The sequence below is a fragment of the Flavobacterium chilense genome (assembly GCF_001602525.1).
In the GTDB taxonomy this organism is placed as follows: domain Bacteria; phylum Bacteroidota; class Bacteroidia; order Flavobacteriales; family Flavobacteriaceae; genus Flavobacterium; species Flavobacterium chilense.
Genome location: NZ_LSYT01000002.1, coordinates 896,378 through 920,014, shown reverse-complemented (window position 1 = coordinate 920,014; position 23,637 = coordinate 896,378). Strand labels below are relative to the sequence as shown.

Sequence of the window (23,637 nt, the reverse complement as noted above, 5' to 3'; positions counted from 1 at the left end):
TTAGATTGATCCTCAAAATCCCTGCAAAGATAAATGAATAATTTTAAACATCCCCCACAGTTTTAACCGTAGGCTACATATTATTAAGAAACAAAAATCCCCATCACTTCTTTCAAAGTAACAGGGATTTTTTAAAAAACAATCTAATTTTAAATGTGTGATATAATAAAATTTAGCAGCAACTTTTAAGTTAACATCAAATTATCTTATATCACTTATATGGTTTAAAGAAAAATTATGCATTGAAAATTTTCTCCTGGTGACCAATACTTTCCTGGTGAATTGCTTTAAACATTCTTAAAACAAACTCTTCAGTAAGACCTTTTTTCTCTCCCTCAAGAATCATTTTTCCTAAGATTTCGTTCCAACGGTTGTTTTGAAGAATTGCAACGTTTGCATCTTTTTTCACCTGACCAATTTCGTCAGCTACTTTCATACGTTTTCCTAATAACTCTAATAAGTTAGCATCCAATACGTCGATGTTCGCTCTTAGTTTAGTCATTTTTTGGCTGTACTCATCTGTAGTATCATCTGTTTTTCTGATCGTCAAATCTTTAATGATTTGTTTCAAAGCGTCTGGAGTAACTTGTTGAGCAGCGTCAGACCAAGCGTTGTCCGGATCGTAGTGCGTTTCGATAATCATACCATCGTAATTCAAATCTAAAGCCTCTTGCGTTACTTCAAAAATCATTTTACGATCTCCTGTAATGTGAGATGGGTCGATGATTAATGGTAAATCAGGGAATTTATTTTGCAATTCGATAGCAATCTGCCATTCTGGAATGTTTCTGTATTTTGTTTTCTCGTAAGTAGAGAAACCTCTGTGAATAACTCCTAATTTCTCGATTCCAGCCATGTGTAAACGCTCAACACCACCTAACCATAAAGCTAAATCCGGGTTTACTGGGTTTTTAACCAAAACAATTTTATCTGTTCCTTTTAATGTATCAGCAATTTCCTGAACTGCAAAAGGGTTTGCAGTTGTACGGGCACCAACCCATAAAACGTCGATATCATGTTCTAAAGCCAGTTTACAGTGCGCTGCAGTTGCAACTTCAGTACCCATTAATAAACCAGTTTCAGCTTTTGCTTTTTGCAGCCATTTTAATCCAATTTCTCCAACACCTTCAAATCCTCCCGGACGCGTTCTTGGTTTCCAGATTCCAGCTCTGAAAACGCTTACTTTTGAATCTTTTAATTCATGAGCGATTTTTAAAACCTGATCCTCAGTTTCTGCACTACAAGGTCCAGCAATCACAAGTGGGTGATTTAAATTGAAATCTTCTAACCACTTTCTCATTTCTTTCTTATTTTCCATCTTAATTCTAATTTTACTTTTTAGTTGTTGTTAATCCGTTTAGTATTTCTTTTATTTTATTTGTGCTTTCCATTTCTTCAAAAATGGCATTGTAATCTTCTTCTTTTAGCAAATCCCTAAACCGACTCAGGTTTGAAATATATGCTTCTAATGTTTCCAGAACGTGTTCTTTGTTTTGCTTAAAAATCGGTGTCCACATTGCCGGCGAACTTTTTGCCAAACGAACCGTACTTTCAAATCCACTTCCCGCCATATCAAAAATATCCTGTTCGTCTTTTTCCTTATTCATTACTGTTTTACCCAGCATAAACGAACTAATGTGTGACAAATGCGAAACGTAAGCAATGTGTTTGTCGTGCGAAACCGGGTCCATATATCGAATCCTCATTCCTATTTCGCTAAAAAGCTTTAACGCCTTTTCCTGCAATTTAAAAGTGGTTTTTTCCACTTCACAAATAATGTTTGTTTTTCCTTTAAACAAACCTCTTATCGCCGCCGAAGGTCCTGAAAACTCTGTTCCTGCTATTGGATGTGTGGCAATAAAATTTCTTCTTTTCGGATGACTTGCCACTGCTTCGCAAATTGGTTTTTTCGTTGACCCAACTTCAAAAACAATTGTTTTATCTCCAACCGAATCCAGAACTTTAGGCAAAACCGTCAGTGCCACATCCACCGGAACTGAAACGATTACAAAGTCGGCTTCTGCCAAATCTTCAAAACTTCCTGCCTGATCAATAACTCCCAAATCAATTGCTTCCTGCAAGTGTTTTTCGTTGCTGTCGATTCCAAAAATGGTCGAATCAGGATGTTGGTCTTTGATGTCCAGCACCATCGAACCGCCTATTAATCCTATTCCTATTACGTATACTTTCATATTTCTTTTTATTTGAAGCTATTTCCTGCTATCCGTTTCAATCTTTTCCGCCGAACCCCGGCGCAAAAGTATTTCCACTTCTATCAGGGCTAGGGCTTCTCGTTTTTCAAGAACTTTATCGTTTTCCGCCTTTTTTGTCATTTCGACGGAGGAGAAATCTTCGCAAGTAGCTCCGCAACGAGAGTCTAATCTTTATCGAGTTACTTGCGGAGATCCCTCGTTCCTCGGGATGACAAACTGTGGCGAAAAAATCTAAAATCTTGATTCTTGATTCTAAAATCTCAATACTTAAAATCGATCTATCGCTTCTTGTACTTTTTCTTCTTTCACACATAACGAGAATCTTATATAACCTTCACCATTGCTCCCGAAGATTGTTCCCGGTGTGATAAAAATATGTTTCTCATATAATATTTTGTCAATGAACTTCTCTGCTGATGCTATTCCTTCCGGCAATTTTGCCCAAACAAAAAGCCCAACTCCCTCTTTGTAAACTTCACAGCCTAATTTTTCTGCTAGTTTTTCTGTTAATTCACGACGGCGTCTGTAAATCTTGTTTTGATCTTCGAACCAGGATTTGTCACAATTTAAAGCAGCAACTGCACCTTTCTGGATTCCGTAGAACATTCCGCTGTCCATGTTGCTTTTTACTTTTAGAACTGCGTCGATAATTTCAGGATTTCCTAAAACCATCCCCACTCTCCAGCCTGCCATATTGAAAGTCTTACTAAGCGAATTCAATTCTAAAGCCACATCTTTTGCGCCTTCAACCTGCAATAAACTCATCGGATTATCATTCAAAACAAAACTATACGGATTGTCGTTGATCAATAATATGTTGTGTTTTTTAGCAAAAGCAACCAATTTTTCAAATAACGCTAAACTTCCTCTTGCTCCTGTTGGCATGTGCGGATATCCCAGCCACATGATTTTTACTTTTTCCAGCTCTAATTTTTCCAGAGCTTCAAAATCCGGTTCCCAGGCATTTGCTTCTTTCAGATCATAATAAACCGGAACTGCTCCTACCAAATTCGTTACTGATGTATAGGTTGGATAACCCGGATTTGGAATTAAAACATGATCGCCTTCATTTAAGAAAGCTAACGAAATGTGCATGATTCCTTCTTTCGAACCCATCAAAGGCAAAATCTCATTATTAGGATTCAACTCAACACCAAACTGATTCTGATAAAAATCTGCCATCCCTTTTCTCAACTCCGGCAATCCCTGATAGCTTTGATAACCATGTCCGTTTTCATCCTGAATTGCTGCAGCGACTGCTTCAATTACTGCTTTGGACGGACTCAAATCAGGGCTTCCAATTCCCATATTGATGATAGATTTTCCTTCAGACTGTAGTTGACGTACTTCTCTCAATTTTGAGGAGAAGTAGTATTCTTCAACTGTATCTAATCTTTTTGCTGTTGTAATCATTTCTATTTTTTATTAAAAAATGCTGTAAGCTTTAGGCTGTAAGCATTAGGCTTTTTCTCTTTTTGACTTGTCACCCTGAGCGAAGTCGAAGGGCTTTCCAATTGGAACGTGGACTTCGACTTCGCTCAGCCTGACAATCTAAAATCTTAATTTGTTAATCTTCAATCTAAAATCAACTTTGCAACTTTAAGACTGACTTAAAGGTTTTGTATTCTTGTATTCTCCCAGAACTTTTAAATATTCTGCCATTATATTTAATAACGATTTGGCTTTTGCAAAATCTTCGTATTTTTCAAATGTTACGTCTACAAAGAATGAATATTTCCATGGCGTTTCAATTTTTGGCAATGACTGGATCTTTGTCAAATTCAGTTTGCAATCGCTCATCACATTCAAAACCGCTGCTAAACTTCCTCTTTTGTGATCTAATTCAAATTTGATTGAAGCTCTGTTGATTTCGTTTTCTGGCAAAAATGAATTTTGCTTTTTAATAATCACAAAACGGGTCATATTGTTTTTGATCGTTTGAATTTCTGGTGCAATGATTTCTAAATCATACATTTCAGAAGCCGTTTTACTTGCTATGGCTGCGATTCCGGTTAATTGCTTTTCCTGAATTCGTCTTGCTGTTTCAGCCGTATCTTTATCTTCAACCAGCTTAATGTTTGGATATTGTTTCAGGAAATCCATACATTGTAATATCGCCATTGGATGTGAATGAACTTCTTTTATGTCTTCAATTTTCTGACCTTTTAAAGTCATTAAATTTTGGTGAATGCTTAAATAATACTCTCCAATAATGTGTAAATTATTCTTGTCAATCAAAGCATAATTCGGAATAATTGGTCCTGCAATCGAGTTTTCAATCGCCATAACCGCCTGATCCGATTTCCCTGAAAGCAGACTATCAATCAGTTCCTCAAAAGACAAACATTCATCAATTTCCACATTTTCAGAGAAATACTCTTTCACTACCTGGTGATGAAAAGAACCTTTGATACCTTGTATTGCAATTTTCGTTGTCATATATTCAAAAAAAAATCCTGATTTTCATCAGGATTGTATATTAGTTTTATTTGTCTTAAAATTTTTCTCAAATAACCATAGCACAATCCTGACTTCTACTAAAGAAGAAATAAAAATTGTTGCTAAAATAAAAACGGTTACTTGCCATTTTGTTTGTGTTTTTCAATAAATTCTCTGCGAATGTATAAATTATTTTTACCGCACCAAAAAAAATAATGCATTTTATGAAACAAAAAAGGATTTCTTAACAAATTTAGGATGTTTTGTATGATAATATAAAAATATCGACTTAAAATGAGATATTTACAATTGAGTTTTTTAAAGGTTCTGAGATACTGAGATGCTAAGGGACTAAGCTTTTTTCGCCACGAATTCACGAATTAGCTCAAATCTTTGCGATAATTTAATTCAAATTACACAGATTTTAAAAATAAAAATTCGTGAATTCGTGGCTATATTTCAATCAAAACAATCCAGAAACCGGTTTATTCTTAATTCCTATTTTAGAATAATCGAAATTCATTTTTTGCTGTAATAATGAAGCATAGACACTTCTAAAATCGGTTTCGTATTTTAAATCGCCATTATCTAAATCTGCTAAGTTTGGATTATTTCCTAAAACTGTTCCTTTATTATTTCCTCCAATAATAAACATTGGCGCGGCTGTTCCGTGATCTGTTCCGTTTCCGTTGTCTTTTACTCGTCGCCCAAATTCTGAAAACACCACTATTGTAACGTTTTGAAGTAATTGTGCTTGTTTTAAATCCTGATAAAAACTGTATATAGCATCATTTAAAGTAGTTAATTGTTTTTCCTGAATCGCTAATTGATTATCATGTGTATCAAATCCGCCAAGTGAAGTATAATATACTTTTGAATTCAGATTTCCTTTTATCAGTCGGCCAATCCATTCCAGATTTTTAGATAAGTCTGTTTTGGGATAGCTTATTTCTGATTTTGATTTTGCCAAGGCTTTCTGAATTTCATCTGATCCTTCTGTAACTGAATTGGCGATTTTTCGAACAAAATCCAATTGCGGATTATCGGATAAGGTTACATTTTCTTCTTTATCTGATTTTACTTTAAATCGGTTTGGATCTTTTACTGTTATCGAATTAGGTTCCATTCCTTTTAATGCCAGATTATCGATTGAGTCCAGATTTATTCCTGCCGTTGCCTGATGTCCGTTGCATTGCAAATCTAAATAACGTCCTAACCAGCCTTCGTTAATATATTTATTCGAGTCTGTTGCGGTTTGCCAGATTTCCTGGCTGCGAAAATGAGATCGAATGGGTTCAGGATAACCCACATTTTGAATGACAGTTAAATCTCCGTTTTGCTGCATTTGTGCAAAATCTTTCAAGGATGGATGAAACGCCATTCCTTTATTCTTGCTGACTACTACATCTTTACTCAAAGCTATTTTTATCCTCAAATCATAATACAACGGATTATCGTACGGAATAAAGGTATTTAAACCGTCATTTCCGCCATTCAATTGTATAAACACGATACATTGTTCGCCGATTACGAGATTATTTTGCGAACCAAAAGCATGTAAAAAATCAGGAAGCACCAGCATTCCACCGGTAAAAGTTCCTGTAAGCGTTAGAAAATTCCTTCTGTTCATAGCTGTAGCTTTCTAAATTAATTGATATTCGGGTAGTTTTGTTATGTAATCAAAGAGCCTTATTACGGCAAAATTGGCGTGCGCTTCTTTGGGATCAAAATCATATTTCAACAGGTTCTCCATGTCTTTTTGCATCGAATCATTTACTTTAAACAACAATCTGTTTGATAATTCTGTGATTACTGTTTTATTATTTCCGTCAGGATCAAAATCTATTTTTACATCGATTTTCTCGAATTCTGTTTTTGGTTTTTCAGTTTCAGGAGTCATGGTATTCAATACTTTTCTGGTAATGCTTCTTCCGCTGCAAAGCAAATCAGATGTGTTATTGCGTTGTAAATAAATTTGTGAAGTCAGCCAGGAGTTTCCGCCGTCCCATCCTTTTACATTTATCTGATTGTATAAATCCATTCCTTGTTGTTTCAGGAAAAACAAAATCATTCCGTCATCCAGATCATCGATATGCAATTCATCCAGAAGTTGCAGAATATAAACCAGCGGATCTTTGATCTTTGCTCCGGAGTTTTCTTTTTTATATTCTTCGGTAAAAATTTTGGTTAATAAGGGTTGTATTTCAAACTTTACTTTTCTAAAATAATCCCCATAATATGTTACCAAATCTTCTGACGGATTATCATAAATAAACCATTTTAGTATTTTTCGGGTAATGAGATAAGGTATATTTTTCTGTTCAAAAATAATATCAACGAGATCATCTGAGTTCCAGTTTCCGGTTTTCCCAAAATAGGTTTTATTGGTATTATCCTGAGCGAGACTTCTGTAAATTGCACCGTCATCTCCGTAGTTTAATCCTGCAAGTGCTCTTGCACCTTCTTTAATATCGTTTTCAGTATAATTCCCGATTCCAATTGTGAACAATTCGAGTAATTCCCGACTTAGGTTTTCGTTGTATTTCCCTTTTTTATTGTCGACATTATCGAGGTATTTCACCATTGCATTCGATCTTACGATTTGTTTGGTGAGTTCTTTGAAATTTCCAAAGGCATGCTCGCGCAAAATCATATTGTGCTGGTAAATCCAATAATTGACTTTTACTTTTTGCGTAGTAGAAACGAAATGATTGTGCCAGAAACAAACCATGTTTTCGCGTAACGGAAATTCGTCGTTTCGCATTTTGGCAATCCACCATTTTTTTAATTCAACAGCTGAATAGATTTCCTGTTTGAGAACTTTCTTTTTAGCTTCAGAATCGGCAGTTTTTATCGCTTCTTTTAACTCTTTGAGCTCAATTAATGTTTTGGGATCATCGTTTAAAAAAGCGGGGAGTTGTGTATCGAATTTTGAATCATAGGAATGTTTTAGAAATTTTTCTAATCCTAATTTTTCTATTGCATCGGATTCTTTTCCGGAAAAACCCAATCGTAAGGACCAAAGATTGCTTTTTTTCATAACGCAGAAATTTTACAATAAGACTTGACTTTCTCTTAAAGGTTTAAAGAGAAGGCTTTAAGTTTCTTAGATGTTAATTACTAAGTTTTAAAAATCTTTGGTAATACTTAGAACGTGGATTTTTTGGGGATATTGTTTATTTCGTATTGAAACAATTATAATCAATATAACCCACGGTTTTAAGCGCAACAGATGTATCGAGATAAACGCATTGTATTCCCACGGCTGAAACCGCGGGCTATGCTATAAAGGCTGACAAAAATAAACGGCATAAAAAAAGCAGCTATCATTACGATAACTGCTTTCTATTAATTAAGAATAATCTTTTCTCTTTATTCTATTTTCTTTCTTCTAAAAAAATTAAGATCCACACATTTCACAATCTTCTGGATCTGCTGCTTGTGCTTTTAATAACATTGCTTTGTAATCTTCAACGCTTATAGATTCTGTTTCTGCAACCAAAGTTGGTGCTGTTTCTTCTTTTTTATCGTTGTTTAAAGTAAACTTAATCGCATCTACCGCAGATTTTGTTCTTAGGTAATACATTCCAGTTTTTAAACCTGATTGCCAAGCGTAGAAATGCATTGACGTTAGTTTAGAATAGTTTGCATCCTGCATGAACAGATTTAATGATTGCGATTGGTCAATGAAATATCCTCTTTGACGTGACATATCGATAATATCTTTCATCGACATTTCCCAAACTGTTTTATAAAGGTCTTTTAAGTCTTGCGGAATAATATCAATATTTTGAACAGATCCGTTATGACGCATAATTTCCTGTTTCAAATCTTCGTTCCATAAACCTAATTTTACTAAATCTTCCAGTAAGTGTTTGTTTACAACGATAAATTCTCCAGACAATACACGACGTGTGTAAATATTTGATGTATATGGTTCGAAAGCTTCATTGTTTCCTAAGATTTGCGAAGTCGAAGCAGTTGGCATTGGCGCTACTAATAATGAGTTACGAACTCCATGCTCCATTACTTCTTTTCTTAAAGATGCCCAGTCCCAACGACCAGATAATTCTTCATCTTTCATTCCCCACATATTGTGCTGGAATTCTCCCTGTGACATTGGCGAACCTTCGAAAGTTGAATATGGTCCTTCTTCTTTTGCCATTTCCATAGAAGCGGTTACGGCTGCGAAGTATAATGTTTCGAAAATTTCCTGATTTAATGCTTTTGCTTCATCACTTGTAAACGGCATACGCAACATGATAAAAGCATCTGCTAAACCTTGTACTCCTAATCCAACCGGACGGTGACGCATGTTTGAGTTTTCGGCTTCTTTTACCGGATAGTAATTTCTGTCGATTACTTTGTTCAGGTTACGGGTTACACGTTTTGTTACATTGTAAAGCGCTTCGTGATCGAATTTTCCGTTTTCAATAAACATTGGCAACGAAATAGAAGCTAAATTACAAACCGCAATTTCATCTTTAGAAGTGTACTCCATAATCTCTGTACACAAGTTTGAAGAACGAATTGTTCCTAGATTCTTGTGATTCGATTTACGGTTTGCTGCATCTTTATACAACATATATGGTGTTCCGGTTTCGATTTGTGATTCCAGGATTTTCTCCCACAATTCACGTGCACGAATGGTTTTTCTACCTTTTCCTCTAAATTCATAATCCGTATACATTGCTTCGAATTCTTCTCCGTAAACATCGTACAATCCAGGACATTCGTTAGGACACATTAAAGTCCATGTTGAATCTTCCTGAACACGTTTCATGAATAAATCTGATGTCCACATGGCGAAGAATAAATCTCTTGCACGCATTTCTTCTTTTCCGGTGTTTTTCTTTAAATCCAGGAATTCAAAAATGTCAGCATGCCAGGTTTCGATGTAAATCGCAAAACTTCCTTTACGTTTTCCACCACCCTGATCTACATAACGAGCGGTATCGTTGAACACTCTCAACATTGGAACAATTCCGTTTGAAGTTCCGTTTGTACCACGAATATAAGATCCTGTAGCACGAACGTTATGAATAGAAAGTCCTATTCCTCCTGCTGATTGCGAGATTTTTGCTGTTTGTTTTAGTGTATCATAAATACCATCAATACTATCATCCTGCATCGCCAAAAGGAAACAAGAAGACATTTGTGGTTTTGGAGTTCCTGCATTAAACAACGTTGGTGTTGCATGCGTAAAGAACTTTTTAGACATTAAATCGTAAATTTCGATTACTGATTTTAAATCATCTAAGTGAATTCCAACAGAAACACGCATTAACATGTGCTGCGGACGTTCTACGATTTTTCCGTTTATTTTAAGCAAATAAGAACGCTCTAAGGTTTTGAAACCGAAGTAATCGTAATTGAAATCTCTGGTATAGATAATGTGCGAATCCAGAAAAGCTGAGTTTTCCTGAATTACTTTAAATACTTCATCCGAAAGTAATGGTGCATCCTGCCCGTTTCTTGGATTTACGTAATTGTACATATCTTTCATCGTTTCTGAGAACGATTTTTTTGTATTTGAATGTAGGTTTGAAATTGCCACACGCGCTGCCAATTGTGCATAATCAGGATGCGCAATAGTCATTGATGCCGCTGTTTCTGCTGCAAGATTATCCAGTTCAGAAGTTGAAACCCCATCATACAATCCTTCGATAACACGCATGGCTACCTTAACAGGATCTACAAGCTCATTTAAGCCGTAACACAATTTTTTGATTCTTTCTGTAATCTTATCAAACATTACGGGCTCTCTGTGGCCATCTCTTTTTACTACATACATAAGCTTACTATTTTAGTTATTGAAAAAATGAAAGACACTGGAATAACGAATTCCGGTACTTAAACATTGCGTGTTTTTAAATTATTTTTTGAGAATTGCAGGATTCTCAATAGTTTTCTGTTTCCAGCCTGAAAAACAGACCGAAAGGGCATTAAAAATTGTCATTGAATCTTCGATTTGGGAAAGAGATTCAACCGTAAAAAATGGTATTGTTTAAAATTTTATTCTTTTAGTGTTTCTTTGGGGGGAACTCTAAAATTATTTTGGTTGTCTAAAAATCTGCATCAAATGAAATTTTCTGAGCATCACTATCTGTGTTCATCACACCAGATTTTTGATACTCTGCAACACGTTTTTCAAAGAAATTAGTTTTTCCCTGAAGAGAGATCATGTCCATGAAGTCAAACGGATTTGCTGACCCATATACACGTTCGCAACCTAATTCTACTAATAATCTGTCAGCAACAAATTCTAAATATTGCGTCATTAAAGTAGCATTCATTCCTATTAAACTTACCGGAAGGGATTCCGTAACAAATTCTCTTTCGATATTTAAGGCATCTACAATGATTTCCTTAATTCTGTCTTTTGGTACTTTATTAATTAAGTGATGATTATGCAAGTGCACTGCAAAGTCACAGTGTACACCTTCGTCACGAGAGATTAATTCGTTAGAAAATGTTAATCCCGGCATTAAACCACGTTTTTTTAACCAATAAATTGAACAGAAAGCTCCAGAGAAGAAAATACCTTCAACGGCTGCAAAAGCAATAAGTCTTTCGGCAAATGAATCAGACTCGATCCATTTTAAAGCCCATTCTGCTTTTTTACCAATTGCAGGAAAAACTTCCAAAGCATTAAACAATTCTGCTTTTTCGGCTTCATCTTTTACGTAAGTATCTATTAATAAAGAATACGTTTCACTATGAATGTTTTCCATCATGATCTGAAAACCATAGAAAAATTTCGCTTCGGCATATTGAACTTCATTTACAAAGTTTTCTGCCAGATTCTCATTTACGATTCCGTCTGAAGCTGCAAAGAATGCTAAAATATGTTTGATGAAATATCTTTCGTCGTCACTTAATTTATTATTCCAGTCTGTCAGGTCCTGGTGCAAATCGATTTCTTCTGCAGTCCAGAAGCTAGCCTCCATCTTCTTATACCATTCCCAAATATCATGATGTTTGATTGGAAAAATAACGAAACGATTTTTATTTTCTTGTAATATTGGCTCGACTTGTGACATGACAATTTTGTTTAATTTTTTACTGATTTTTTTACCATTTCAGTAGACTACAAAGATTGTCATTTGTTGCCAAAAATAAAAGTCAAACTTATTCACAATCGGGCGTAGTTTTTAACAACGGCAAAAATTTGAAATGTTTTTCAGACAATAATTAATTTATTGTAAATGAATAACTTAAAATATAAACTCTACACTTTATATCCCGTAAAATATAGACTTTTTACAATAAAAAGCAAGAAATTTTAATTTGTTTTAAAAAGTTTTTTTTGAGGTAAAAATTTATTTTTTTGAGGTAAAATATATCCGCAAAAAACAGCATTGCTAACGATTACAAATCTTATGAATTTTTAAGTTCCTGAGCCACTTTTTCAAGCTCCATATACCAGTCTTCACCAAAGCGGCGAATCAATGCTTCTTTTACAAATTTATAAACCGGAACTTCTAATTCTTTACCTAAAGAACAGGCATCATCACAAATATCCCAACGGTCATAATTTACAGCAGCAAATTCAGTAAAGTCTTTTACACGAATTGGGTACAAATGACAGGAAACCGGTTTTTTCCAGCTTACGATTCCCTGATTGTAAGCCTGCTCGATTCCGCAAAGTGCCGTTTTGCCATCAAAAATAACGTAAGCACAATCTTTATTATCAATTAACGGCGTTTCAAGATCACCATCAGTTCCTGTAACCCAGGTTCCCTGAGCTTCAATAGCAGCAATACCTTCTTTTCGTAAAAAAGGTTTTACTTTAGGGTAAATTTCTTCCAGGATTTTAGTCTCGGCTTCATTAAGAGGTGCACCGGCATCTCCGTCAACACAACAGGCTCCTTTACAAGCTGACAGGTTGCATACAAATTCTTTTTCCAGAATATCCTCTGAAATAATGGTTTTTCCTAACTGAAACATGATATTAAATACTGAAATTTATAAAGTGCAAAGATAGTCAAAGAAAGCGGATAAAAAATGTACTGCAAAGATTCGCAGAGAACAACATAAAGTTTCACGAAGATTTTCTTGTCATTAAATAGTATTTTAAAAAATATTACTTCGCGAATCTTTGTGAATAATCTTTGCGAAACTTTGTGAGAAAAAGAACAATTGTTACAAATATCACTTTTTTAGTCAAACAAACATGTTTTTATAACAAAAATACATTGTATCAAAAAAACACCTAACTTTATTATCTACTTTTGCAGCAGTTTTTAAACGCTTAAAATCAAAACGATATGCTAGAAATTGACTTTAAAGAAATCATTACAGTAAGCATGGTACTTTTTGCCGTGATTGATATTGTGGGCTCTATTCCGATTATTGTTAATTTAAGAGCAAAAGTCGGTCATATTGAATCCGAAAAAGCTTCGATTGTTGCCGGAGCGATTATGATCGTTTTTCTCTTTGTTGGAGAAGGTTTTTTAAGCCTTATAGGGATTGATGTGCATTCTTTTGCCGTTGCAGGTTCTTTTGTGCTATTTTTTCTGGCATTGGAGATGATTTTAGGAATCAGAATTTACCGTGACGAAGAACCGGGATCTGCTTCTATCGTTCCTTTAGCATTTCCGTTAATTGCGGGGGCAGGAACTATGACTACTTTACTTTCGTTACGATCTCAGTTTCACACCATAAACATTATAATTGCCATTTTGCTGAACATTATACTGGTTTATATTGTACTGAAATCTTCTAAGAAAATTGAAAATTTATTAGGAGAAAACGGACTTGGCGTAGTTCGCAAGACATTTGGAGTCATACTTTTAGCAATTGCTGTTAAATTATTTGCTGCTAATGTTAAAGGTTTGTTTGTCTAACAATTATTTTTATAAATTTACCCCACAAAATTTCAAAACACAAATTAAAGACATTTTACGTCTAAGGGTTCTACTCTATTATTTTAGGCAAACAAACAATCATTATGAAAATCTTTACTTCAATCTTAGTGCTTCTGGCATTAGCTTTAATTGTTTTTAATATTACGTTGCTAGACTTCAAAAATCCTTTTCAGGGAGACAGTATAGTTGCTTTTATTGGAATTGCAGCTTCATTTTGTGCCGTTTTGATTCTTTTGATTTTTAGAATTTCAAAAAGAATCGAAGAGAAAACAAACGGACGTTAATATGTTCGATGTTTTAATTATTGGCGGAGGCGTTTCAGGCATGTCTTGTGCTCTCGTTTTAGGATCTGCTAAAAACAAAGCTTTTGTTACCGATAAAAAAATCGGAATTTTTACACATCAAAAAAGTTCTTCTTTACAGGAAGCTATTTTCTATAACGCCTATGGCATTACACCAGGCAAATTAGGTTCTGAATTGCTTGAAGAAAGCACACAGGATCTGGCTACAACTTATCCGCATATTACTCAGATCGCAAATGAGAAAGTAATTAAAGTTGAAGGCGCTTATCCTGAATTCACTGTTACTACAAACAAAGATTCATACCAGACAAAAAATATTGTTATTGGGATTGGTTCTGCCAATACCTTTGACATCGAAGGTTTAATGCAATATATTGAACCTCATAAAAAAGCATTACCTGAAAAACAACGTATCCAGCTTAAAAACGAAGATCATAAAGTGGCCGATGGCATTTATGTTATTGGAACTTTGGCAGGCTGGAGAAGTCAATTAGCGATCGCTGCCGGAAGTGGCGCTGCTGTCGCTACAGATATACTGACATTATGGAATAACGGTGTGCAGACTCATGCACACGATAGCATTCGATAAAAATTATTAAACCATATAAGTTATATAAGTTCATTTAATGCTTTGCGCATTTTACTATCATGAACTCCTATAACTTATATGGTTTATTTTTTTCTTTCTGAATATTTATTTCACAGAAACAATCTGTTGTACTTTAATATGTTTTTCGTCATCTGTTTTCCAGATTTCTCCTTTTACAGAAACCTCATCACCTATTTTTAGCTGTTTGTAATTTTGAGGTCCGCCTACATTTACAATACTGATGGTTGCAAAATAAACTTCTTTTTTATCGGTTGTGATTTTTGCCGTATAACCGTCTTTCCCTGATTCTATCGAATCTACTTTGCCTGAAATAACATTATTATTATTTTCTTTCATAGTCGTACAGGAAATTACAAAAGTCATTAACAGAACAAGGAAACTTATTTTTTTTAGATTTTTCATGTTTTGAGATTTTAACCGCAAAGTACGCTAAGAATTACCCCATGACTCGCAAGTTTTGTTTTAAGTTACTATTAAATCTCGTTTCAAAATTTATGCCAGTTGCGCACAGCTGCCGGCAATAACTTTTAGATTCCCATCAAATTGTTTCCAGACCCTGATGTAACGAAAAGATCCTTGCAAAGAATTGTTATCGTATGTTCCTTTTAATGAAACTGCCACGCTAACTACGGCAACATCTTCAATTATATTGATAATCTGATCTGAAGCTTCGAGTGTTTCGACTTTCATCTTACCTGAACGATAAGATTCGAGATCAAATTGTTTTGTAATGGTTTGTCCGTCGGGCAGATTAAAAAGCAAATCATCGTGCAGCATTTTATCCAAAGTTGATACATCAGCATATTTAATTGCCGTTAAAAGTTCGATTTCAGCACTTACAATAGTTTCTATTTTCATCTGACACAAAAATTAAAGTTTACTTTTTAGGATTCAAAATAGCTTTTATCATGGCATCATCTTTTAGGATAACATCATAATAATACATTTCACCATATAATTGTCTGGCAAATTCTGCAGTAATATATCGGTTTACCAAGGCTTTGGTTTTATCAAATTTTAAATCTAAACCTGTCATTAAAATGTAGTTTCTGAACTTTTTAAAATAAACATCAGAATTCTTCATTTTCTCCATAAACTCATTAAAATGAAGTCCTGCAAATGCATTTCGGTCTTTATCAAGTTCTTCAAACACAAAATGACCTACAATTCCGGTTTGAAGCAAATATCCAACATTTTCATTTCCGTGTTCTGCTTCCATCGGTACAAAAACATCCGGAACGATTCCGCCACCGCCATAAACAATTTTACCTTTTGGCGTTTTAAACTTTAGTGAATCAGCAACTTTAATACTATCTTTAGCATATAGTTCTCCTGATTTTACACGTAATTCTGATTCTTTATAATACTCTTCATTTCCTTTTTTATAAGGCTTCTGAATAGATCTTCCGGTTGGTGTATAATATCGGGCAACTGTTAACCGAACTGCTGATCCGTCGTTGAAATCCATTTCGCGCTGTACCAGCCCTTTTCCAAAAGAACGGCGTCCTACAATAGTTCCGCGATCATTATCCTGAAGGGCACCAGCAAGGATTTCGCTTGCCGAAGCACTATTTTCATTGATTAAAACATATACTTTTCCGGTTTCAAAACTTCCTGCTTTTGTAGCATAGGTTTTTTCAGTCGTTCCGTTTTTATTTTTTGTAAAAACAATGAGCTGTTTGTCTTTCAGGAATTCATCCGCAATAGCGATTGCTTCTTCCATATAACCTCCGCCATTATCACGAAGATCAATCACAAGCGACTGAATGCCTTTTTGTTTTAATCGCGTTAAACCGGCTTTAAATTCATCAAAGGTGGTTTCTGCAAAACGATTGATCTTAATATATCCTGTATTATTTCCGAGCAATAAAGAGGCATCGACACTTTTTATCGGAATAATATCCCGCTTGATTTTAAACTTTAATTTCTTTTGTTCTGATTTTCTAAAAACAGTCAGCTCAATTTCTGAACCTTTAATTCCTTTTAGTTTTGAAAACAAGCTGTCTGAAGGCAATTTTCTGCCATACAATTTGGTTTTTCCGGCAAACAAAATCCGGTCTCCTGATTTTAATCCCGCTTTCGCCGAAGGTCCGTTTTCGACCGGTTTTATAATCGCAACAGAATCTTTGTACATATAAAAATTGATTCCAATTCCAACAAAATCACCTTTCATGCTTTCTGCCACTTCTGCCTGTTCGCTGGGCGGAATGTAAACAGAATGCGGATCTAATTTTGAGAGGATATTATCTACTGTAAGGTTTACAATAGAATCTGTATTGATGCTGTCAACATATTCATTATTGATAAAATCAATTAGTTTATTGAGTTTGGTTTTGGAGTAATTTTTAGCCAAAAGCTGATCATCGGCAGGAGCATTCATCAGGCTTCCGACTACGGTTCCAAGAGCAAAGGTTGCTCCGATCACTATGGGCAAATATTTAGGATTAAATTTCATTTACTCTTCTAAAACAGGAATATGTTCGACTTCGACACCTGCTTTTATTAAAAACTGAATTCCGGAGTCGTCACGGTATCCGTTATGATACACGACTCTTTTAATACCCGACTGATGTATTAATTTACTACATTCTTTGCAAGGCGAAAGTGTAATGTACAAAGTTGCCCCTTCGCAGGATTGTGTCGATCTGGCTACTTTAAGAATTGCATTTGCCTCAGCATGCAAAACATCCCAACGGGTTAATCCGTCTTCGTCTTCGCAGCAATTTTCAAATCCTGATGGCGTACCATTGTATCCGTCAGAAATGATCATTCGGTCTTTTACGATAATGGCACCTACTTGTTTTCGTTTGCAATAAGAAAGTGATCCCCACTCTCTGGCTATTCTCAAATAAGCTTTATCGTATTTATTTAATTTCTTTTCTTCCATTTATTTTATCTGTTCCAAATTGGGCTTTCGATAATCATCGGAACAACAACTCCAATAATAAAAGCCGACATTACAAGCGCCCAATCGCGTTTTGAAAAGCGAAATACGGTTTGTACAATATATGATAGTATCAATACCACAAATACCACAACTAACTGAGCTGCTTCGATCCCTAATGCAAACTCGCCTAAAGGTAGTAATTTTGAGTTAGCTGTCCCTCCTAAAATGGTCTTGAAATAATTAGAAAATCCAAGTCCGTGTATAATTCCAAAAAATAAGGTTACAAAGAACACCAAATTCAGTCCGTCATTTTTAGAAGTTTTGCCTGCCGTAAAAAGATTAAAAATTGCTGTTATTAAAATTGTTATCGGAATCAGGAATTCGACAGTATTCACTTTTATGGCAATAATTCCGTAAACCGAAAGCAATAAAGCTAAGGTGTGACCAATTGTAAAAACAGAAACCAGCAATAAAATACGTTTCCAGTCTTTAAACAAATAAGGTGTTGTTAAGGCAATTAAAAAAAGAACGTGATCGTAAGCGTTGATATCTAAAACATGCTTTAATCCTATTTGAAAATAAATCCAAAATTCTGACATACGGGTAATACTATTAAATAATTAGGGGTTGTAAACTTACGATTTATTTTGAAAAACTATTAAAGTCAGATCTTAAATCAAAGAATAAAATTAAGTTAAATTTTATGAGAAATTTAAATTTGTTAAATTAAAATAAGATTTATCTTTGCCCGATAAAAAACCCATTAATTATGTCATTTTCAGATTTATTTGATAACGAATTCAAACAAAGAAATAAAGGTCACTTCTCTGCAATTGTACGTGTAGCATTTGCTGACGGAAAAATTAATGAGGAAGAACAAGCCTTTTTGGATAAACTTGCCTCAAGATTAGAAATTACAGACGAGGAGTATAAAGAAATTTTAGCAGATCCTTGGAAACACCCAATAAATGCACCATATTTATATGAGCAACGTTTAGAGCGTTTATATGATTTGGCAAGAATGGTTCATGTTGACCACCATTTAGGAGACCAACAGGAAGTAATGTTAACCCGTATGGGATTAGCATTAGGTTTTACTCCAGGAAACGTAAATTATATTGTTTTGAAAGCATTGTCTTTAATTGACAAAAAAGTAGATTTAGATACTTTCCTTTTCGAAATGGAGAATATGAATAAATAGTAATCAGTTATTATTTTTTTTAGTGTTCAGTCTATAACTGATCCTGAAATTGAAACCTGTTACTAAAAATTATAAACCCGACAGTTTTTAAAAACTGTCGGGTTTGTTATTTATTGTCAAAAGAAAGCCTGATAACAAAAGCTTCTACATCTTTTTAAAGAATTTACATTATTTTGACTGTGTAATTTTTATTCCGTCATAATAATTTCTTCTTTGTATACCTACCTTCAAAATTCTTTCTGTGCCCGTCGAATTTTTATTCATTGTAATTAAAATAGTATTGGCGTCTTTTCTTTTTACCTCAAACTCTGAATTAGTCACTGTAAAACTATTAGAAATTTTATCGACATTCGTTAAATCGACACTTTCCTTATTTAACGCAATCTCATTTAGCCACCAGCCACCATATTTTGTTGTTATTGCAACTGAATTAGAAGCCGAAGTAAAATTGACATCTCTTTGTGAGAGTTTAATATTATCCCCCGATTTGCCATCTTGCTCATTATTACAAGAAACCAAAGCCAATGAAAACACACAAAATAAAACTATCAATAATTCCTTCATAATATTGCTTTCTATTAATTATACCATACATTCAAATGTATTAAAAAACACATATTAAATTTCTTACCATACAATTATTTAATATCAAAGAGCAAAAACTTAACACAAAAAAACCTAACAGGTTTTTAAAAATCCTGTTAGGTTGAGACTGTGACTGAAGACTAAAAAACTGAATACTTTTATTCAGCTGCCATAAACTCTTCAGCTTTTTCTACCATGTTTTTGCTTCCGCAGAAAAAAGGAACTCTTTGATGTAATTCTGTAGGTTTAATTTCCATAATTCTTCCAAAACCATCTGTTGCTTTTCCTCCTGCCTGTTCTGCAATAAACGCCATTGGGTTACATTCATACAATAAACGCAATTTTCCTTTTGGTGCTTTTGAACTTGTTGGATAAATATAGATTCCGCCTTTGATCATATTTCGATGAAAATCAGAAACTAAACTTCCAATATAACGGGAAGTATAAGGTCTGTCTTCTTCTTCTTTCTGACAATATTTGATATAATTTTTTACGCCTTGCGGAAAATGAACATAATTTCCTTCGTTTACAGAATAGATGTTTCCGTTTTCAGGATATTTCATATTTGGATGCGAAAGGTAAAATGTACCAATTGCCGGATTTAGTGTAAAACCATTAACTCCAAAACCTGTTGTATAAACTAACATGGTCGAAGTTCCGTAAATTACATATCCTGCTGCTACCTGATTGATTCCCGGTTGTAAAAAATCCTCGCTGGTTACCGGAGTTCCTATTGGAGTAATTCTTCTGAAAACAGAAAAAATTGTTCCCACAGAAACATTTACATCAATGTTTGAAGATCCGTCAAGCGGATCCATTAAGATCACGTACTTATTATTATGACTGTTGTCGCTCCCCTGAACAGTTATAAAATCGTCGTTTTCTTCTGAAGCAATTCCACAGACAATCTCACGGTTTATTAACGTCTGGATAAATACTTCGTTTGCATATATATCTAATTTTTGCTGGTCTTCTCCCTGAACATTTTGCTCGCCGGCGGCGCCAATAATATCCACTAAACCCGCTTTGTTTACTTTATAGTTTACGACTTTTGCCGCCAAACGTATAGAGTTGATAATTCGGGAGAGCTCTCCCGACGAATACTGAAATGCTTTCTGGTTCTCAATAATAAACTCTCCCAGTGTTTTATTGCGTTCTTCCATTGCTATATCGTTGTAGTTTTATTTTTAAGTCACAAATATCGTTTTTTTTGTGAGAATGATTTAAAAATTATTTTGTTAGTTTGCCACTATTGTATATTTGCTAATTAATAGTAAAAAGCATGTGATAAAAACATACTTTTTTAGCTAATAAACACATAATAATAAGAATATTGAAATTGCCCCTACAAATAGTTCTTACAGGCGAACGATTTTAGAAAAAGGCAATGAAGCAGATTACAAAAACAAAATTTACATCATTATGAATATCAGAAAAGGAAATCCCGAAGACATGAAATCTGTTCTGGGATTAATACAGGAGTTGGCAATATTCGAAAAAGAACCTGAAGCGGTTGTCATAACTGAAGAGGATTTGGTTCGTGATGGCTTTGGTGAAAAACCGCTCTTTCATGTATTTGTAGCAGAAATTGAAAATGACCTGCATGAAAAGGAAATTGTTGGAATTGCATTATACTATTACCGTTATTCTACCTGGAAAGGAAAAACAATACATCTTGAAGATTTGATCGTAAAAGAAAAAATGCGCGGCACCGGTTTAGGATCTGCACTTTATGCTGAGATTATGAAACAGGGAAAAAGAGACCAGGTACGAAGAGTCGAATGGAATGTTCTGGACTGGAATACGCCTGCAGTAAATTTCTACATAAACTCTGGCGCAAAAATTCTTGACGGATGGCAGGTTGTTCAAATGGATCAGGCCGGAATTAATACGTTCTTAGAAAAATTATAAAAAAATATAGTTGCCAATCCCGATAGCTATCGGGATATAACAGGATTAAAATGATTTATAATCTGTGGCAAGTTGCCACGGATTCACAAATTTTTATTCGTAAAGATTAAAAATTAAAATTCGTGAATCTGTGGCGGAAAAAATTAAAAATCTAAAATTAAAAATGAGAGTATTTAAATTTGGTGGTGCATCTGTAAAAGATGCAGAAGGAATTAAAAACGTATACGACGTTTTACAAAAAGTAGGTTATGAAGATGTCATTCTGGTCGTATCAGCAATGGGAAAAACAACAAATGCTCTTGAAGTAGTAATCAAGAATTATTTTGATAAATCATCTGAGCTGAGTTCATCTGTACAGGAAATAAAAAAATATCACAATCAAATATTATTAGATTTGTTTGAAGATGAAAAACACGCTGTTTTTGCTGCTGTAAAAGCGCAGTTTTCTGAATTAGAATATTTTCTGGCACATAATAAATCACCAAACTACAATTTTGTCTACGATCAGATTGTGAGTTTTGGGGAATTGATTTCGACTACGATTCTAAGTCATTTTATGAATTTTATGGGCATTCAGACACAATGGCTTGATGTTCGTAATTTTATTAAAACCAATGCCAATTACAGAGATGCAGAAGTAGACTGGGAAACCACACAACAACTGATTAGTAAAAATGTTCCAAGAAAAATATTAAATATTACTCAGGGATTTTTAGGTGCCGATGAGAATAACTTTACCACTACTCTGGGCCGTGAAGGTTCTGATTATACTGCCGGAATTTTTGCTTATTGCTTAAATGCCGAAAGCGTAACGATCTGGAAAGACGTTCCGGGAGTTATGAATGCTGACCCGCGTTATTTTGAAAATGCCAGTTTATTAAACCAGATTTCGTATCGTGAAGCGATCGAACTGGCTTTTTACGGGGCAACCGTTATTCACCCAAAAACATTACAGCCATTACAGAAAAAAGAAATTCCGTTATACGTAAAATCGTTCATCAATCCTTTATTAAAAGGAACCTGCGTTTCTAAAGGTGTTGATCTGGAGCCACAATATCCTTGTTTTATTGTAAAAAGAAACCAGTTGCTGATTTCACTTTCTTCTATAGATTTTTCTTTTATTATGGAAGAGAACATTAGTGAGATTTTTGCTTTGTTTCATCAGTTTAAGATAAAAGTAAACCTGATTCAGAATTCAGCGATTAGTTTTTCTGTTTGTGTTGAAGATAAATTTGAAAATTTCAATGATTTGAATGCGATCCTTTCGAAAAAATTCAAAGTCGATTATAGCGAGAATGTGACTTTGTATACCATTCGTCATTTTACAGAACAGGCTGCACAAACGGTTGAAGAAAACAAAGAAGTTTTATTAAAACAAGTAAGCCGTGAGACCATGCAAATTGTTACTAAAGAGCTTAACGAATAACATTTTACTGCGTTAATTATTTCAATTCAATTTATATCAGAAAGGCTTCACTATCTAAGTGAAGCCTTTTTTGTTTTTAGTTTTTATCTGTATGCAGATTTCTAATAATGATTTTTAAATCTTTGATTTCTAACTCAAACCTGTTGATTATTTTTCTAAAATCACTAACGGTTACGTGTTCTGTATCTATCATATTTTTATAAGCAACATTTCCTATTTCTTTTTTAACCAACTCTTCGGGTGAAATTTTAAAAAGCTCACAAATTTTATTAAAATGACTTGCCCATGAAGCGTTTTCGCCTCGTTCCATTCTGGCATATGCTGATGGTGAAACACCCAAATACCCTGCTACTTGTTCCTGCGATAAGTCTATAGTTTTACGTAGTACTTTTAAATTATTGCCTACAATTTTATTCATATTAAACCTTTTAACAAAGATAAACATAGTAAATAATCTCCAATTGTTCAAATTTAGGCTACAAATAGCCGCTGAACGGTTGAGATTTTCTTAAGTATATATTTTTTTGTAAGTATAATAATATAAAATTAGATTTTAACCTAAAGAAAAACATTTAACAAATTTTCCGATTAAATCTTATCCGAATAATAAATACTAAAATTTCAGTTTGCATTATTATTGCAGTTTTCATTTATTTTCTAACCGAAAAAAATTACAAAATAACCGCTCAGCGGTTATTTCCTTTTTAAGTGTAATATAATTTTGTAATCGCCAATAAGATAAAATTATATTTTGATCTAAAGACAACATTTAGGAATGCTTCTATTTACGTAGCCTATCAGGATATTAAACTCAAAAATTTCAGTCTGGATTATTATTTAAATTCCTCTTTATTATTTATATGAAAACAATTATAAAATAACCGCTGAGCGGTTGAGACTTTTTTAAAACCCCTTATATATTTGTAAGGATAATAAATCAAATATTAACCAATAAATTTTATTAAAGATGAAAAAATTAGAATTAAAACAAATGGAGGATTTAAGTGGAGGGCAATTACGTAAACTAACCACTAGAGATTATGGTTGTGCTGCATATGGATTATCAGCAGGAATAGCGGCAGGTATTAGTCCACTTGTTGGTGGCTTAACAACTCTCGGTTGTTATCTCCTTACACCTACTTACCAAGTTTCTGAAGAATCAGATGAAATACCAATAATTTAATAAAATTATG

At 34.1% G+C, this 23,637-nt stretch carries 24 protein-coding genes; 7 read left to right on the top strand and 17 right to left on the bottom strand.

The window, feature by feature from the left end; translation table 11 throughout:
* Nucleotides 1–235 precede the first annotated feature (235 nt).
* The 9 genes from A4F88_RS09195 to A4F88_RS09155 all read right to left on the bottom strand — a co-directional run bounded on the left by A4F88_RS09195 (nt 236) and on the right by A4F88_RS09155 (nt 12,602).
* Nucleotides 236–1,318, bottom strand: coding sequence for a bifunctional 3-deoxy-7-phosphoheptulonate synthase/chorismate mutase type II (locus tag A4F88_RS09195; protein ID WP_068842266.1), 1,083 nt, complete (start codon nt 1,316–1,318; stop codon nt 236–238).
* A gap of 13 nt (nt 1,319–1,331) precedes the next feature.
* Complete coding sequence (locus tag A4F88_RS09190) at nt 1,332–2,192, bottom strand: prephenate dehydrogenase (protein WP_068842265.1); 861 nt, start codon at nt 2,190–2,192, stop codon at nt 1,332–1,334.
* 288 nt (nt 2,193–2,480) lie between these two features.
* Nucleotides 2,481–3,626, bottom strand: a complete 1,146-nt coding sequence (locus tag A4F88_RS09185) for a pyridoxal phosphate-dependent aminotransferase (protein WP_068842264.1) — start codon at nt 3,624–3,626, stop codon at nt 2,481–2,483.
* A 186-nt stretch (nt 3,627–3,812) separates the two neighbouring features.
* Complete coding sequence (locus A4F88_RS09180) at nt 3,813–4,652, bottom strand: prephenate dehydratase (RefSeq protein ID WP_068842263.1); 840 nt, start codon at nt 4,650–4,652, stop codon at nt 3,813–3,815.
* A 463-nt stretch (nt 4,653–5,115) separates the two neighbouring features.
* Entirely contained in the window at nt 5,116–6,282 is a 1,167-nt protein-coding gene (locus A4F88_RS09175) for a DUF1501 domain-containing protein (RefSeq protein WP_068842262.1), read from the bottom strand.
* A gap of 12 nt (nt 6,283–6,294) precedes the next feature.
* On the bottom strand, nt 6,295–7,692 hold the full coding sequence (locus tag A4F88_RS09170; RefSeq protein WP_068842261.1) for a DUF1800 domain-containing protein: 1,398 nt from the start codon (nt 7,690–7,692) through the stop codon (nt 6,295–6,297).
* A 360-nt stretch (nt 7,693–8,052) separates the two neighbouring features.
* Nucleotides 8,053–10,446, bottom strand: coding sequence for a ribonucleoside-diphosphate reductase subunit alpha (locus A4F88_RS09165; RefSeq protein WP_068842260.1), 2,394 nt, complete (start codon nt 10,444–10,446; stop codon nt 8,053–8,055).
* A 271-nt stretch (nt 10,447–10,717) separates the two neighbouring features.
* The gene (locus A4F88_RS09160) at nt 10,718–11,695 is read right to left on the bottom strand and encodes a ribonucleotide-diphosphate reductase subunit beta (protein WP_068842259.1); all 978 of its coding nucleotides are present in this window, start codon (nt 11,693–11,695) and stop codon (nt 10,718–10,720) included.
* 337 nt (nt 11,696–12,032) lie between these two features.
* Complete coding sequence (locus A4F88_RS09155; protein ID WP_068842258.1) at nt 12,033–12,602, bottom strand: DUF3109 family protein; 570 nt, start codon at nt 12,600–12,602, stop codon at nt 12,033–12,035.
* A 320-nt stretch (nt 12,603–12,922) separates the two neighbouring features.
* Between A4F88_RS09155 and A4F88_RS09150 the strand changes: the two genes are divergently transcribed.
* From A4F88_RS09150 to A4F88_RS09140, 3 genes are all read left to right on the top strand, one after another.
* Nucleotides 12,923–13,501, top strand: a complete 579-nt coding sequence (locus A4F88_RS09150) for a MarC family protein (RefSeq protein WP_068842257.1) — start codon at nt 12,923–12,925, stop codon at nt 13,499–13,501.
* Nucleotides 13,502–13,605: 104 nt separating this feature from the next.
* Entirely contained in the window at nt 13,606–13,806 is a 201-nt protein-coding gene (locus A4F88_RS09145; protein ID WP_068842256.1) for a hypothetical protein, read from the top strand.
* A 1-nt stretch (nt 13,807) separates the two neighbouring features.
* The gene (locus A4F88_RS09140) at nt 13,808–14,413 is read left to right on the top strand and encodes an FAD-dependent oxidoreductase (protein WP_068842255.1); all 606 of its coding nucleotides are present in this window, start codon (nt 13,808–13,810) and stop codon (nt 14,411–14,413) included.
* A 105-nt stretch (nt 14,414–14,518) separates the two neighbouring features.
* On the opposite strand, the gene A4F88_RS09135 is transcribed toward A4F88_RS09140, so the two are convergent.
* The 5 genes from A4F88_RS09135 to A4F88_RS09115 form a co-directional block, all read right to left on the bottom strand.
* Nucleotides 14,519–14,836 (bottom strand): hypothetical protein, encoded by a 318-nt coding sequence (locus A4F88_RS09135; RefSeq protein ID WP_068842254.1) that lies wholly within the window; start codon nt 14,834–14,836, stop codon nt 14,519–14,521.
* A gap of 90 nt (nt 14,837–14,926) precedes the next feature.
* Nucleotides 14,927–15,292 (bottom strand): nuclear transport factor 2 family protein, encoded by a 366-nt coding sequence (locus tag A4F88_RS09130; RefSeq protein WP_068842253.1) that lies wholly within the window; start codon nt 15,290–15,292, stop codon nt 14,927–14,929.
* A 19-nt stretch (nt 15,293–15,311) separates the two neighbouring features.
* The gene (locus tag A4F88_RS09125) at nt 15,312–16,889 is read right to left on the bottom strand and encodes a S41 family peptidase (protein ID WP_068842252.1); all 1,578 of its coding nucleotides are present in this window, start codon (nt 16,887–16,889) and stop codon (nt 15,312–15,314) included.
* The gene (locus A4F88_RS09120; protein ID WP_068842251.1) at nt 16,890–17,321 is read right to left on the bottom strand and encodes a deoxycytidylate deaminase; all 432 of its coding nucleotides are present in this window, start codon (nt 17,319–17,321) and stop codon (nt 16,890–16,892) included.
* 5 nt (nt 17,322–17,326) lie between these two features.
* Nucleotides 17,327–17,920 (bottom strand): HupE/UreJ family protein, encoded by a 594-nt coding sequence (locus tag A4F88_RS09115; RefSeq protein WP_068842250.1) that lies wholly within the window; start codon nt 17,918–17,920, stop codon nt 17,327–17,329.
* A 170-nt stretch (nt 17,921–18,090) separates the two neighbouring features.
* On the opposite strand from A4F88_RS09115, the gene A4F88_RS09110 reads away from it, so the two are divergent.
* Nucleotides 18,091–18,522 carry a TerB family tellurite resistance protein gene (locus A4F88_RS09110; RefSeq protein WP_068842249.1) on the top strand — a complete coding sequence of 144 codons (432 nt, stop codon included), beginning with the start codon at nt 18,091–18,093 and terminating at the stop codon, nt 18,520–18,522.
* A 168-nt stretch (nt 18,523–18,690) separates the two neighbouring features.
* On the opposite strand, the gene A4F88_RS09105 is transcribed toward A4F88_RS09110, so the two are convergent.
* Entirely contained in the window at nt 18,691–19,086 is a 396-nt protein-coding gene (locus A4F88_RS09105) for a hypothetical protein (RefSeq protein WP_068842248.1), read from the bottom strand.
* Nucleotides 19,087–19,265: 179 nt separating this feature from the next.
* On the bottom strand, nt 19,266–20,270 hold the full coding sequence (fbp, locus tag A4F88_RS09100) for a class 1 fructose-bisphosphatase (RefSeq protein ID WP_068842247.1): 1,005 nt from the start codon (nt 20,268–20,270) through the stop codon (nt 19,266–19,268).
* 259 nt (nt 20,271–20,529) lie between these two features.
* On the opposite strand from fbp, the gene A4F88_RS09095 reads away from it, so the two are divergent.
* Complete coding sequence (locus A4F88_RS09095; RefSeq protein WP_068842246.1) at nt 20,530–21,018, top strand: GNAT family N-acetyltransferase; 489 nt, start codon at nt 20,530–20,532, stop codon at nt 21,016–21,018.
* 163 nt (nt 21,019–21,181) lie between these two features.
* Entirely contained in the window at nt 21,182–22,444 is a 1,263-nt protein-coding gene (locus tag A4F88_RS09090; protein WP_068842351.1) for an aspartate kinase, read from the top strand.
* Nucleotides 22,445–22,520: 76 nt separating this feature from the next.
* Here A4F88_RS09090 and A4F88_RS09085 read toward each other — a convergent pair whose 3' ends face one another.
* Nucleotides 22,521–22,862 (bottom strand): helix-turn-helix transcriptional regulator, encoded by a 342-nt coding sequence (locus A4F88_RS09085; protein WP_162268791.1) that lies wholly within the window; start codon nt 22,860–22,862, stop codon nt 22,521–22,523.
* A gap of 549 nt (nt 22,863–23,411) precedes the next feature.
* Here A4F88_RS09085 and A4F88_RS09080 point away from each other — a divergent pair.
* On the top strand, nt 23,412–23,627 hold the full coding sequence (locus A4F88_RS09080; RefSeq protein ID WP_068842244.1) for a hypothetical protein: 216 nt from the start codon (nt 23,412–23,414) through the stop codon (nt 23,625–23,627).
* Nucleotides 23,628–23,637: the final 10 nt, after the last annotated feature.

Coding starts and splice junctions, on each gene's coding strand:
- A4F88_RS09105 (WP_068842248.1), bottom strand. CDS start 19,086: ATGAAGGAATTATTGATAGTTTTATTTTGTGTGTTTTCATTGGCTTTG.
- A4F88_RS09085 (WP_162268791.1), bottom strand. CDS start 22,862: ATGAATAAAATTGTAGGCAATAATTTAAAAGTACTACGTAAAACTATA.
- A4F88_RS09140 (WP_068842255.1), top strand. CDS start 13,808: ATGTTCGATGTTTTAATTATTGGCGGAGGCGTTTCAGGCATGTCTTGT.
- A4F88_RS09190 (WP_068842265.1), bottom strand. CDS start 2,192: ATGAAAGTATACGTAATAGGAATAGGATTAATAGGCGGTTCGATGGTG.
- A4F88_RS09120 (WP_068842251.1), bottom strand. CDS start 17,321: ATGGAAGAAAAGAAATTAAATAAATACGATAAAGCTTATTTGAGAATA.
- A4F88_RS09130 (WP_068842253.1), bottom strand. CDS start 15,292: ATGAAAATAGAAACTATTGTAAGTGCTGAAATCGAACTTTTAACGGCA.
- A4F88_RS09080 (WP_068842244.1), top strand. CDS start 23,412: ATGAAAAAATTAGAATTAAAACAAATGGAGGATTTAAGTGGAGGGCAA.
- A4F88_RS09185 (WP_068842264.1), bottom strand. CDS start 3,626: ATGATTACAACAGCAAAAAGATTAGATACAGTTGAAGAATACTACTTC.
- A4F88_RS09170 (WP_068842261.1), bottom strand. CDS start 7,692: ATGAAAAAAAGCAATCTTTGGTCCTTACGATTGGGTTTTTCCGGAAAA.
- fbp (WP_068842247.1), bottom strand. CDS start 20,270: ATGGAAGAACGCAATAAAACACTGGGAGAGTTTATTATTGAGAACCAG.
- A4F88_RS09180 (WP_068842263.1), bottom strand. CDS start 4,652: ATGACAACGAAAATTGCAATACAAGGTATCAAAGGTTCTTTTCATCAC.
- A4F88_RS09155 (WP_068842258.1), bottom strand. CDS start 12,602: ATGTTTCAGTTAGGAAAAACCATTATTTCAGAGGATATTCTGGAAAAA.
- A4F88_RS09115 (WP_068842250.1), bottom strand. CDS start 17,920: ATGTCAGAATTTTGGATTTATTTTCAAATAGGATTAAAGCATGTTTTA.
- A4F88_RS09195 (WP_068842266.1), bottom strand. CDS start 1,318: ATGGAAAATAAGAAAGAAATGAGAAAGTGGTTAGAAGATTTCAATTTA.
- A4F88_RS09090 (WP_068842351.1), top strand. CDS start 21,182: ATGAGAGTATTTAAATTTGGTGGTGCATCTGTAAAAGATGCAGAAGGA.
- A4F88_RS09135 (WP_068842254.1), bottom strand. CDS start 14,836: ATGAAAAATCTAAAAAAAATAAGTTTCCTTGTTCTGTTAATGACTTTT.
- A4F88_RS09160 (WP_068842259.1), bottom strand. CDS start 11,695: ATGTCACAAGTCGAGCCAATATTACAAGAAAATAAAAATCGTTTCGTT.
- A4F88_RS09165 (WP_068842260.1), bottom strand. CDS start 10,446: ATGTATGTAGTAAAAAGAGATGGCCACAGAGAGCCCGTAATGTTTGAT.
- A4F88_RS09095 (WP_068842246.1), top strand. CDS start 20,530: ATGAATATCAGAAAAGGAAATCCCGAAGACATGAAATCTGTTCTGGGA.
- A4F88_RS09150 (WP_068842257.1), top strand. CDS start 12,923: ATGCTAGAAATTGACTTTAAAGAAATCATTACAGTAAGCATGGTACTT.
- A4F88_RS09175 (WP_068842262.1), bottom strand. CDS start 6,282: ATGAACAGAAGGAATTTTCTAACGCTTACAGGAACTTTTACCGGTGGA.
- A4F88_RS09145 (WP_068842256.1), top strand. CDS start 13,606: ATGAAAATCTTTACTTCAATCTTAGTGCTTCTGGCATTAGCTTTAATT.
- A4F88_RS09110 (WP_068842249.1), top strand. CDS start 18,091: ATGTCATTTTCAGATTTATTTGATAACGAATTCAAACAAAGAAATAAA.
- A4F88_RS09125 (WP_068842252.1), bottom strand. CDS start 16,889: ATGAAATTTAATCCTAAATATTTGCCCATAGTGATCGGAGCAACCTTT.